Annotated in this window: 11 protein-coding genes; all 11 read right to left on the bottom strand. The window is 71.0% G+C overall.

The genetic code is table 11. From position 1 onward, the window contains the following. Window positions 1-29: 29 nt before the first annotated feature. The 11 genes from B5557_RS03775 to B5557_RS03730 all read right to left on the bottom strand — a co-directional run bounded on the left by B5557_RS03775 (window position 30) and on the right by B5557_RS03730 (window position 11,124). Window positions 30-605, bottom strand: coding sequence for an NADPH-dependent FMN reductase (locus B5557_RS03775; RefSeq protein ID WP_079657765.1), 576 nt, complete (start codon window positions 603-605; stop codon window positions 30-32). 117 nt (window positions 606-722) lie between these two features. Further along, a complete protein-coding gene (locus B5557_RS03770) occupies window positions 723-2,171 on the bottom strand; it encodes an MFS transporter (RefSeq protein ID WP_079657764.1) in 1,449 nt (482 codons plus the stop codon). Window positions 2,172-2,239: 68 nt separating this feature from the next. Further along, a complete protein-coding gene (locus B5557_RS46100; protein WP_143688137.1) occupies window positions 2,240-3,001 on the bottom strand; it encodes an SDR family oxidoreductase in 762 nt (253 codons plus the stop codon). Continuing rightward, complete coding sequence (locus B5557_RS03765) at window positions 2,998-4,509, bottom strand: FAD-dependent monooxygenase (RefSeq protein WP_159424321.1); 1,512 nt, start codon at window positions 4,507-4,509, stop codon at window positions 2,998-3,000. Before B5557_RS03765 ends, B5557_RS46100 begins: the two co-directional genes overlap by 4 nt. Window positions 4,510-4,511: 2 nt before the next feature. Next, window positions 4,512-5,456 (bottom strand): aromatase/cyclase, encoded by a 945-nt coding sequence (locus tag B5557_RS03760; protein ID WP_079657763.1) that lies wholly within the window; start codon window positions 5,454-5,456, stop codon window positions 4,512-4,514. Between the two features lie 70 nt (window positions 5,457-5,526). Next, complete coding sequence (fabG, locus tag B5557_RS03755; protein ID WP_079657762.1) at window positions 5,527-6,312, bottom strand: 3-oxoacyl-ACP reductase FabG; 786 nt, start codon at window positions 6,310-6,312, stop codon at window positions 5,527-5,529. Window positions 6,313-6,380: 68 nt separating this feature from the next. Then, a complete protein-coding gene (locus B5557_RS03750; protein WP_079657761.1) occupies window positions 6,381-6,650 on the bottom strand; it encodes a phosphopantetheine-binding protein in 270 nt (89 codons plus the stop codon). Beyond that, complete coding sequence (locus tag B5557_RS03745) at window positions 6,647-7,930, bottom strand: ketosynthase chain-length factor (RefSeq protein ID WP_079657760.1); 1,284 nt, start codon at window positions 7,928-7,930, stop codon at window positions 6,647-6,649. The genes B5557_RS03750 and B5557_RS03745 overlap by 4 nt, the downstream gene beginning before the upstream one ends. 32 nt (window positions 7,931-7,962) lie before the next feature. Then, entirely contained in the window at window positions 7,963-9,264 is a 1,302-nt protein-coding gene (locus B5557_RS03740; protein ID WP_079657759.1) for a beta-ketoacyl-[acyl-carrier-protein] synthase family protein, read from the bottom strand. After that, window positions 9,261-9,590 carry a TcmI family type II polyketide cyclase gene (locus B5557_RS03735; RefSeq protein ID WP_079657758.1) on the bottom strand — a complete coding sequence of 110 codons (330 nt, stop codon included), beginning with the start codon at window positions 9,588-9,590 and terminating at the stop codon, window positions 9,261-9,263. The genes B5557_RS03740 and B5557_RS03735 overlap by 4 nt, the downstream gene beginning before the upstream one ends. A 79-nt stretch (window positions 9,591-9,669) precedes the next feature. Further along, entirely contained in the window at window positions 9,670-11,124 is a 1,455-nt protein-coding gene (locus B5557_RS03730) for an FAD-dependent monooxygenase (protein WP_079657757.1), read from the bottom strand. Window positions 11,125-11,916: the final 792 nt, after the last annotated feature.

Raw genomic sequence — 11,916 nt, 5'->3', positions numbered from 1 at the left:
GTTGGTGTGGCGGTCGGAGCGGGCTGGGGTCAGACGCTGTAGGGGTGGGCCTGGCGGCCGGCGCGAAGGGTGCGCGCCCACCACACGAGCTGGTCGAGCATGGTCTTGGCGGCGGCGTCGCAGCCCGCGGGCTCCACCGGGAACTCACCCTGCTCGCCCATCTGCTCCCAGACGTTGTGGAAGCTGACGGTGTCGCGCACGCCGACGGTGTGCGTCTCGGCGAACACCTGACGCAGTTGCTCCACCGCCCGCAGGCCGCCGGATACGCCGCCGTACGACACGAAGCCCAACGGCTTGGCCTGCCACTCGGTACGGAAGCAGTCGATCGCGGTCTTCAACGGAGCGGGGAAGCTGTGGTTGTACTCGGGCGTCACCACCACGAAGGCGTCCGCCCGGGCCAGTCGTGGCGCCAACGCGGTGACCTGCGGGGAGGAGGCGTCGAGGTCGCTCGGAAGGGCGGCCTCGGCCAGGTCGATCACGTCGACGCGGAGGTCGTCGTGGTCGCCGGCCCGGTCGGCCAGCCAGGCCGCCACGCGGGGCCCGATCCGCCCCGAACGGGTGCTTCCCACGATGACGGCCAGATTCAGCGGAACGATGTCGGACACGGTCTTCCTCTCGAACGGTGTGGGAACGGGCTCGGTTGCGCTGATGGCGCGCGGCGGCGTTGCCGGAACGGTGCCGAGGTGGCAAGCAGCCTGTGGAGCAAGGTCGGTGATGATCCGTCAGTTGTCTGGGCGCTCAGGTGCGGCCGTCGGTCCCGCCCGGCGGGCGGGCGCCCTCGCGGCCACGGCGACCGCGAACCCGGCCACCGCGACCGAGGTCACGAGGATGAGCGCGGTGCGCCGTGCCCCGTGCGCACCCGCGGCGAGCAGCGACGCCACCAGCGCGGTCGTCAGGGCGCCCGCCACCTGCACCGAGGTCTGGTACACGGCGCCGGCCGTGCCGCGATCGGCGTGCCGCAGACCGGACATGGCCTGGGTGTTGAGCGCCGCGAACTGCAGGACGAAGCCCAGCCCCACCAGCAGCACAGCCGGGAGCGTCGAGGACGGGTAGGAGGCGTGGTCGCCGACCAGCAGGTACCACAGATATCCGGCTGGCGGCGCCCAGGCGCCCAGCGCGATCAGCCGGGCCGGTCCGAACCGGCCCACCAGCCGCCCGGAGAGCCCCGTCGCCACGGCCACCGCCAGCGGCAGACTCGTCGGCAGCAGCCCCAGACCGGTGGCGAGCGGCGACCAGCCCTGACCGGACTGGAGGTCGAAGGTCACGACGAACAGGAAGCCCAGATACGAACCGTTGAGCGCCGCGGCCCCGAGCGCCGACCACAGCAGCGGCCGATGGGCGAGAAGCGCGGTGGGCAGCAGCGGCCGTGGTGCGGTCCGCTCGATCCGCGCGAACGTCACGCCCAGAGTCACGGCCGCCGACAGCCCCGTCAGCGTCAGTGGGTCCGCCCACCCGGCACCGGGCCCCCGGGTGAGCGCCCAGGCCAGCGCGACAAGGGCGCCGATGGAGGTGACGGCACCCGGCACGTCGTGGCGACGGACGGCTCCGTGCGCTCGCGGCGCGTATTCCTCGCCGGGGGCCCGGCCCGGGATCAGCCGCAGCCCGAACAGGAACAGCACCAGGGCGACAGGCCCCGGGAACAGGAACGTCCAGCGCCAGCTCACCTCGGTCAGCAGCCCCGACAGAACGAGCCCGGCCGAGAACCCGCCCGCTCCGAACAGCGAGTAGACGGACACCGCCCGGTTGCGCGCCGGACCCGCCGGAAAGGCGTCCGCGATGATGGTGAGCCCGGTGGGCGCGGTGAGCGCGGCGCAGCAGCCCTTCACCAACCGTCCGGCGATCAGCAGTGGCCCGCTCGTCGCCAGAGCGCCCAGCACGGAGGCGGCGGCGAACACCGCCAAGGCCGCCAGGTACACCCTGCGCCGGCCCAGCACGGCGACCAGCCGCCCCGAAGGGAGCAGCAGGCCGCCGAAGCCCAGGGCGAAGCCGCTGACCACCCATCCCAGGGCGGTGAGCGACAGGCCGAGGTCGGCGCCGATCGACGGCAGGGCGACCACGGCCACCGACACCTCCAGGGCGTCGAGGAGCATGTTGCCGGACAGCACGAACAGCAGGCCCCGTGCGAAGACGGTCCCGGTGGAGTCGGCCGTGGCGGCCCTGTCGGTGGTCATGCGCGTGCTCGCCCTCTCGTCGTCGCCGCGCCGGGCCGGATCGACCGCCCGGTGCCCGGGTAGCGCCGTCAGCCGCCGAGCAGGGTGCCGCCGCTGGCGTCGAGGCAGGAACCTGTGATCCAGCGGGAGTCGTCGGAGGCCAGGAACGCCACCACGTCGGCGACGTCCCGGGTCTCGCCGACCCGGTTGAACGCCGACAGCGCCGCCATCTGCTCGACCACCTCGGGGATGTCGAAGACCGGGGTGCCGTTGTTCGTGATGCCGGGAGCCACCGAGTTCACGGTGATGCCGCGGCCGGCCAGGTGCTTGGCGAAATGCAGGCTGAGCTGCTCGATCGCGCCCTTGGTCATGGCGTAGGAGACTTCCTGTGGGTTGGCGAAGCGGGTCAGCCCCGAGGAGATGTTGATGATGCGGCCGCCGTCGTTCAGCACTCCCAGCGCGCGCTGCACGATGAAGAACGGAGCCTTGGCGTTGACCGCGACCAGCCGGTCGAAGATCTCCGGGGTCACCTCCTCGGGCGGCACGCCGCCCATCACGCCCGCGTTGTTCACCAGGATGTCGAGCCCGCTCGCGCCGTGCTCCTCGAAGCCGGTCTCCAGGCCCGCGAAGAGCGCGTCGACATCGCCGTCCACACCGAGTTCGGCCTGGACGGAGAAGGCCCGGCCGCCCGCCTCGGCGATACCGGCGACGACCTTCCCGGCCGCCACGTCGTCGCTGTTGTAGTGCACGGCGACCAATGCGCCGTCGCGCGCCAGGCGCTCGGCGGTCGCCCGGCCGATCCCTCGGCTCGAACCCGTGACAAGGGCGGTCTTGCCGGCAAGCCTGCTCATGAAAGTCCTCCAGGGATGGGGTGTTCGGTGTCGGGCAACCCGAGCCAGCGGCAGAGCGCGGCCTCGGGACTCGTTCCGTCGGAGTCGGTCCAGACGATGTGTCCGTCCGGCCGCACGAGCACGGCGCCGACGTCGGACAGGTCGCCGTCGCCGGGCACGGCGGCGGCCACGATGCGCAGCCGGTCCCGCCACGGCGCGGCCACGGCGGCCAGCCGGTCGGCCCGGTCCCGGTCGCCGGAGAGATCGAGCAGCAGTCCGCGCCCGGTGCGCAGCAGTCGAGTGGTACTCACCCTCCCGTCCGCACCGCGGTCCAGGAGGGTGGGAGGGATCCGTCCGCCCAGCAGCGGATGGGTGCCCGGGCCGACGTCGTAGCGGATGTCCAGGCCGCTGATGGTGGCCGCCAGATGCCGGCGGACGTCCTCGTCGCGCACCAGTTCGCCGACGACCGCGCGCAGCGGCTCGACCTGCGGGCCGGACAGCAGCAACAGCGCCTGGGCCCGGATCCCGGACAACACCCGGCGGCCCACCGCGTGACGTTCGTCGTGGTAGCTGTCCAGCAGCCCGGGCGACCCCTTGCGGGACACCTGCACGGCCAGCTTCCAGCCCAGATTGACGGCGTCCTGGAGCCCCAGATTGAGGGCCTGGCCGCCGATCGGCATCTGGGCGTGGGCGGCGTCCCCGGCCAGCAGGACCCGCCCGTCGCGGTAGCGCACGGCCTGCCGGGACACATCGCCGAAGGCGTTGATCCACAGTGGTGCGCCCCCGCTGACGTCCTCGCCGGTGACCCGCTTCCACACGGTGGCCAGCTCGGTGAATCCGGGGGCCGAGGCGCGGGGCGCCGCGACGCGGCCGAACTCGTGCACCATGATCCGTGTCACGCCGTCGCCGCGCCGGGCCGCGATGGCCAGCCCGCCCTCCAGCCGCTCGAACCGGCGGTCGGGTACGTCGATGCCCGCCACGTCCGCCCGGATCAGCTCGCGGGTGGCGTCGCTGCCGGGGAAGTCCAGGCCCGCCAGAGCGCGGACCGTACTGTGCTCACCGTCGCAGCCGACCACGCACAGGGCGCGCAGCCGCACCGGGCCCGCCGGCCCCACGGCCTCGACCTCGACGAAGTCGTCGGACACGGTCAGCGCGGTCACCTCGTGCCCCCGCCGGACATCGGCGCCGAGCCGGTGCGCCCAGGAACCGAGCAGTGCCTCCGTACGGTCCTGCGGCACCTTCCACTGGCCCGGATGGCTGCCGGGCGCGGTGAGGTCCAGCGGGACCCCGCCGAAATGACCCCGGGTGTCGTTCGGCACCGGACCCAGCTCGTCGAGCAGGCCGCGGCTGTCGAACAGTTCCATCGTGCGGGCGTGCAGGGTGGAGGCGCGCGACTCGGTGGTGGGTGCGGGCAGCTTCTCCAGGACGATCACGTCGGCGCCGCCCAGCCGCAGTTCCGCGGCCAGCATGAGCCCGACCGGGCCCGCGCCGACCACGATCACCTGGGTGCGTTCGTACTCCTCGGTCATGCTCAGGCCCGCTGCTCGGCGTAGTCCTTGGCGTGGCCCAGGGTCGCCCGGCTGTTGGTGCTCAGCGCGGAGCGCACGTACTCCCGGGCGTCCGCGACCGTCGCCTCGGTCCCGAGGATCCGCGCGATGTTGTCCGTGTTGAGGACGACCGTGTGCTGCGAGGTGGCGGCGATGCCCCCGTCCTGTTCGGTGAACGTCCACAGGCCGGTGTGCAGGGTCATCAGCGCGGGCAGCGTGACCTGCTTGTAGGCGATCTTCTGGTGCGGGAACGCCACCCGGTACGACTTGGTGGTGTGTGTGGAACCGTCCTTGGCCCGGGTGTCCATCTCCAGGACCTGAAGTCCCGGCGTGTCCTCGGTGAAGCGGACCGACGCCACGTGCGGCAGCCGCTCCACCCACAGGCCGGCCTCGTTGATGAAGTCGTAGGCGTCCTTGCCGGATCCGGCGATGAGCACGGTGTCCTCGAAGGAGAAAGTCGACTCCTCGGAGGCGTGGGCGAGTTCGATGTTCGACTTCAGCGCCGCCAGCTCCGAGCGCGAGTTGCGGTCGACCGCCTCGTCGATCCACCGCAGGCCCTCGGGGCCGTCGTCGACCGCCCGGTAGTCGTGCAGCAGCCGCACCCGCGAGGAGGCACCGGACAGCGGCTCGACGATCCAGGACCCGCCCATCGCCGCGACCGGCGGGGTGGAGACCTCCTGGCGGAAGGTGATGCGCGACCCGTCCGGGTCCAGGGTGCGGCGTGACGTCCAGTTCTTCGCCTCGCCATTGGCCGTCGCCCAGATCTCGATGCGTTCCTCGCGCTCACTTCGCTCGACGTGCTCGACATAGATGGTCGGCGGAAAGATCCGCGGCCAGTTCTCCACCTCGGCGATGAGCCGGTAGACGGCGTCCGCCGGGGCGTCGATGGTGATGTCGTGCTCGACCTCGCGCAGGCCCTTCTGCGACATGTGCTCACTCCTTGCTGGTCGATGCCGGTGGTGTCCCGTGCGATGCCGGGTGTCTGCCGGCCGGGGCGGATCAGAAGTTGCCGAGCCCGCCGCAGACGTTCAGGGCCTGCGCGGTGATGGAGGCGGCGGTGTCGGTGGCCAGGTAGCCGACGAGCCCGGCGACCTCCTCCGGTGTGGAGTAGCGGCCGAGCGGGATCTTGGTCTGGAACTTCTCGAGGATGGCCTCCTCGCTGGTGTCGTAGGCCGCCGCGTATCCCTGCCGGACCCGCTGCGCCATGGGTGTCTCGACATAGCCGGGGCAGACCGCGTTGACCGTGATGCCGGTCGGCGCCAACTCGTTGCCCAGCGCCTTGGTGAAGCCGACCACGCCGTGCTTGGACGCCGAGTAGGGGGCGCCCAGGACCACGCCCTGCTTGCCCGCGGTGGAGGCGATGTTGATGATCCGGCCACGGGACTTCTGCCGCATGCCGCCGGTCGTCAGTACTTCCCGGGTGACCAGGAAGACGCTGTTGAGATTGGTGTCGATGACGTCGAACCACAGGTCGTCCGCGATGTCCGCGGTCACTCCGCCACCGCTGCGGCCCGCGTTGTTGACCAGGACGTCCACCGGGCCGAACCGGTCGACGACCGTGCGCACGAGGGCGCCGATCTCCTCCCGTGACCGTACGTCGCAGGCCGCGCCGTCCGCGGTCAGCCCCTCCTCCCGAAGCTGCTTGACCGTCGAGTCGACCTTCTGCGCGTCCCGTGCGCAGATGAACACCCGGTGCCCGGCCCGGCCCAGGGTCCGCGCGGCCGCCAGACCGATGCCGCTGGTGGCACCCGTGATCAGAGCGACCCGCTCGCCTTGCTGTGACATGTGCTCCCCTTGTGCTGAATCGGTGGTGATGCGGTCCGGGCCCGGCGGGTCCGTGGTGGCGCCCGCGCTCAGCGCGCGCTTGGGGTCACGAGCTGGTCGTTGACGAGCCGCAGCAGAGTGCGGGGGGTGTCCGTGATGGTCAGCGTGTCGTCGTCGATGCTGACCCCGAACTCGCGCTCGATGCTGCCGCAGGTCTCCAGCAGCGCCAGCGACTCGTAGCCGAGGCTGTCGAAGGCGGTGTCGAGGATGTCTCCGTCGAAGTCGACCCCTTCGGGCACGCCCGCGGAGGTGTGCAGGATCCGCTTGAGGTCGTCGATGGTGAATGCGTGGGTGCTCATTGACTGGTCACTCCCTGTCGTGTGGGGTCGTGGGGGGCGCGCCCGGAAGCGCGCGGCACCCGCGGCCGGTCGGCCCGCCGGACGACGACCGCCGAGTTGAATCCGCCCTGCCCGCGTGCCACCACCAGCGCGGTGTGCACGTCGCAGGAGCGGGGCCGGTCCGTCACCAGGTCGAGTTCGTACGCCTGGTCCGGCGACACGTTCACCGTGGGCGGGATCGTGCGGTCCCGGATGGACAGCAGTGCCGCGACGACGTCCAGGGGCGCCGCTCCCGAGTGCAGCCGGCCGGTCATCGTCTTCGGCGCCGTCACCGGCACCCCGCGCGGTCCGAACACCGCGTTCAGGGCCTCCGCCTCCGCCCGGTCGAGCTCGGGTACGGCCGCCGCGTCCGCGAACACCACGTCGATCTCGTCCGGTGCCAACCGTGCGTCGTCCAGGGCGAGTTCGATCGCCCGGCGCAGACCCGGCGGACGCCCGCTGTCCGGCGCGGGGTCGAACGTCGCCGCGTACCCGGCGAGTTCGCCGTACACCCGGGCCCCGCGCCGGCGGGCCGCCTCGGCGTCCTCCAGGACGAGGATCGCGCCGCCCTCGCCCGGCACATGACCGCCGGCCGCCGCGTCGAACGGCAGATAGGCGCGGGCCGGGTCGTCGCAGGTGCTCAGCCTCCCGCCCGCCAGCTGGGCGACCCAGCCCCACGAGCAGATCGAGGCGTCCACTCCGCCGGAGACGATGACGCTGGAGCCCTTGCGGATCTGTCGCCGCGCCTGGGCGAGGGCGTCCAGACCGCCGGCCTGGTCGCTGACGACGACCCCGCTGGGACCGCGCATGCCGTGCCGGATGGAGATCTGGCCGGTGTTGACCGCGTAGAACCAGGCGAACGACTGGTAGGCGCTGACGTGCGCGCCGCCCTTGCTCCACAGGTTGCGCAGTTCGCGTTCGCCGAACTCGAATCCGCCGGACGAGCTCGCGGTGATGACACCCGCGTCGAACTCCGGGAGTTCCTCCGGTGCGATTCCGGCGTCCGCCAGTGCCCAGTCCGCCGCCAGCAGTGCCAGCCGGGTCATCCGGTCGGTCTGCGCGATCAGCCGGCTCGGCAGGTGTTCTTCCGCCACGAAGCCCGGGACCTCACCCGCGATCCGGGACGGATAGCCGTCCGCGACGAAGCGGGTGATGGGTCCGATGCCGCTGTGGCCCGCGCGGGTCGCGTCCCAGTACTCGTTCGCACCGAGCCCGTTGGGGGCGGTGACGCCCACGCCGGTGATCACCGCTGACTGTGTCACGCCGTGCTCCTCTCTGCCCACCGAGTGGGCTGTCAGCCGCGATCGGCCGTGGTCAGGACCATGGCGCTCTGGAATCCGCCGAATCCGCTGCCGACGGTCAGGACCGTGTCGGTGCGCCACTCGCGGGCGGTCAGCGGCACGTAGTCCAGGTCGCACTCGGGGTCCGGGGTGTGCAGGTTGGCGGTCGGCGGCACCAGGTTGTTCTCGATGGCGAGCGCCGACGCCGCGATCTCGATGGAACCGATCGCGCCGAGCGAGTGGCCGACCATCGACTTGATGGAGCTGACGGGCACGCTCCGGGCGTGCTCGCCGAGGCTCCGCTTGAAGGCGGCGGTCTCGTGCCGGTCGTTCTGCTTGGTCCCCGAACCGTGTGCGTTGATGTAGTCGATGTCTTCGGGACCGAGCCGGGACTCGTGCAGGGCCATCCGGATCGCCTCGGCCATCTCGCGGCCGTCCGGACGCAGCCCGGTCATGTGGAAGGCGTTGCAGCGTGAGGCGTATCCCGCGATCTCCGCGTAGACCCGCGCACCGCGCCGGAGGGCGGCCTGACGTTCCTCCAGGACGAAGACCGCGGAGCCCTCGCCCAGGACGAAACCGTTGCGGGTGCCGTCGAACGGCCGGGACGCGTGCTCGGGATCGTCGTTGCGCGACGTGGTCGCCTTGATGGCGTCGAAGCACGCCACGGTGATGGGCGAGATCGGGGCGTCCGTGGCACCCGCGATCATCACGTCGGCCGAGCCTTCCCGGATCAGGTCCACTGCGTGGCCGACCGCGTCCAGACCCGAGGTGCAGCCGGTGGAGACCACCGTGGTGGGCCCCTCGGCGCCCACCGCCCACGCCACCTCGGTGGCGAAGGAGCTGGGTACGAAGTGGTTGTACAGATGCGGTACGGCGTAGGTGTGGTCCACCGGGTCGAGGCGACCGCCGTCGCTGACCACGTTGTACTCCTGGTCCAGGCTCATGGTGGCGCCCACCGCGCTGCCGATGGTGACGCCGGTGCGGCACGGGTCGAGGTCGGCGGTCTCCAGCCCGCTGTCGGCCAGCGCCTCCCGCGTGGTGACGGTGACGAACTGGGCGGCCCGGTCCATCCGCCTGATCTCCTGAGGAGTCAGCCCGTGGGCCTCGGGGGAGAAGTCGATCTCGGCGGCGACCCGGGAGCGGAACTGCGACGGGTCGAAGAAGGTGATGCCGCGGGTCGCGGTGCGGCCCTCGCTCAGCAGGCTCCAGAAGTCCTTGACGCCGACCCCTCCCGGTGCCAGGACCCCGATTCCGGTGATGACCACGCGACGTCCCACGGGACGTGCCCTCCGTTTCCCACCCCGCCGGGTGCTCATATGGCCGAGTTCCAGTGGTAGAACCGGGTGGCCATCGCGTCCGCCGGCGACCGCCAGGTGGCCGGGTCGTAGGCACCGATGAAGGGCTTGAGGTCATCGCTGATCCGCACGAAGGCCGGGTGGTCCTTGGCCTCCTGGATGGCGGCGCCGCCGTCGTCGGTGTCGAAGTCCTGGAGGTGGAAGTACAGACCGCGGTAGGAGAAGAGCTGCCGCCGCCGGGTGCCCATCAGGTGGGGCATCTCGGTGGCGTCGAACTCACCGAACAACCGGGCCACGTCGCCGCCGGAGTGGGGCTCCATGCGGGCGACGATCAGGGTGCTGTGCATGATGTGCGTCTCCTTTGCCTGCGCTTCGACCGGGCGGACAGGTTCCGCCGAGGGGTCGGACGGGTGGCTCGTGCGGGTGTCAGGCGGGACCGAACCAGCGCTCCAGGGCGGCGCGGAGGTCCTGCGGGCGCGAGGCCGTCCAGGCCACGTGGCCGTCCGGGCGGACCAGCACGGCGGTGGTGTCCGCCAGCGGGCCGGTCTCGTGCGGGGTGGCGGTGACGACGTCGACCCGGTCCGCCCAGGGCTCGGCGGTCTCGCGCAGCGGAGCGTCGTCCGCCAGGTCGAGCAGTACGCCCCGGGCCGCGTGCAGCAGTCGGGTGGTGCTCGTCTTGGTGTCGCCGCCGACCAGTTCCACGTGCGGCAGCCGGCGGCCGAGCAGCGGGTGGTCGCCCTCGCCGACGTCGTAGCGGATCTCGAGTCCGCTCACCATGCGGGCCAGATGCAGGGTGACGTCCGGGTAGGCGGTCAGCTCGCGCAGCACTTCGCGCAGCGGCTGCATCTCCGAGCCGCTCAGGAACAGCAGCCCCTGGGCCCGGGTGTTCATCATCAGCCGCTCCCCGACCGGGTGGCGCTCGCCGTGGTAGGTGTCGAGCAGTGACCGCGGCGCGGTGCCGCGCACCACCGCGGCGAGCTTCCAGCCGAGGTTCACCGAGTCCTGGAGGCTTGTGTTCATCCCCTGGCCGCCGGCGGGGAGGTGGATGTGGGCGGAATCGCCGGCCAGCAGCACCCGGCCCTTGCGGTACTCGGTGACCTGCCGGGTGGCGTCCCCGAAGGAACTGATCCACACCGGCTCCCCGTGGGAGATGTCCTCACCGGTCAGCCGCTGCCAGGCCGCCGCCACATCGGCGTACGGGACGGGCGTGGTGCGCTTCTTCGGCGGGGTGCCGCCCTCGCAGACGATGAGACGGGTGATGCCGCCGTCCAGGTGACCGACCATCACCATGCCGCCGGGCAGCGTCTCTCCGATCATGCGCTGACGGAGATCGAGACCCCGCACGTCGGCCAGGTACATCTCCAGCGTGGCGGCGGTGCCCGGGAAGTCGAAGCCCGCCAGGTTGCGGATGGTGCTCCGCCCGCCGTCGCAGCCGACCAGGTAGGCGCCGCGCAGTCGCTGCGTTCCCGCCGGGCCCCGGACCTCCACCTCGACGTGGTCGGGTCCCTCGGACAGCGCCACCACCTCGTGTCCGCGCCGGATGTCCGCGCCCAGTTCGGTGGCCCACTCCTCCAGGACGCCCTCGGTGCGTGACTGGGGGATCGTCTTGTTGGGCAGGTGGGCGCCGTCGAGAACGGACAGGTCCAGCGGGATGCCGCCGAAGTGACCTTGGGCGCTCGTCTCCAACTCGCCGAAGCGGGGCAGCAGTCCCCGCTGGTCGAAGACTTCCATCGTGCGGGTGGTGAAGCCCAGTCCGCGGGACTCCCCGGTGGACTCGGGGAGCCGTTCCAGTACCGTCACCTCGACGCCGGCCAGGCGTAACTCGCCCGCCAACATGAGCCCTGCGGGACCGGCTCCCACAACTATCACCGCGGTGTCCATGAACCCTCCTAGACCGAACCGTTCGGTGTTGCCTTCGGCATCGTGAAACCCCGGATCGTTCAATCTTCGAACCGGAGAGAGGCCCGGACGGACCGATTCCGCGGGCGAACACGCGTCGGGAAAAGGGTTGTGAATTCCGGGCCGTTTCGGGGATCGCCGCGATATGCAGGCCGGCGCGATAGAACGATCAGGTGCCTTTCCCCGGCCGCCTGCGGCAGTCCGTCAGGCGGTGACCCTTAGCTTTGTTGTTCGATCGAGGGACGGTCAAGGACCTTCCTCTAAGCCAGGATGAAGTTTTCGCTAGCCGTTCTTGCGTTCCCGCTCCGGTCCCGCTTGTCCGATCTGGCACTCAATGCGTGACATATGGGGTTCTGTGGCTAATCGCTCCCTCGCCCTCGCGCTGGTCAGGGCTGCCGGGCCTTGTGCCGGAGGGTGTCAGTGATCGAGAAAGGCGTGCGGCGCAGAAGTAAGTCGGCGCGCCTGCCGAATTTCACATGGTTGGTTTCTGGAATTATCAATCGGATCGCATCGGGGATGTTTGGCGTACGTCGTGAGGGTGAATGTCACGCGTATCGTGTTCGCTCGTGGCTGATCAGGGCGTTTGTGGTGGATGAAGGCCGGGTGCGGGGCGGACGCGCGAGTCGGTCGGACCGGAAGCGGCGTCGACGCTTGTTACGGCCATGTAAATGTTTCTGTGCAACTCGGCCTCGCTGGGCTAGAGTTGGCAGAGACTGTCAGTGATATCAGCACAGTGGCACCCTGTCTTAGGGGGAACATGAGGAAGCGCAGGTT

This window comes from Streptomyces sp. 3214.6, from assembly GCF_900129855.1.
Classification (GTDB): Bacteria; Actinomycetota; Actinomycetes; order Streptomycetales; family Streptomycetaceae; genus Streptomyces; species Streptomyces soliscabiei.
This window is presented reverse-complemented; position numbering and strand designations above follow the sequence as displayed.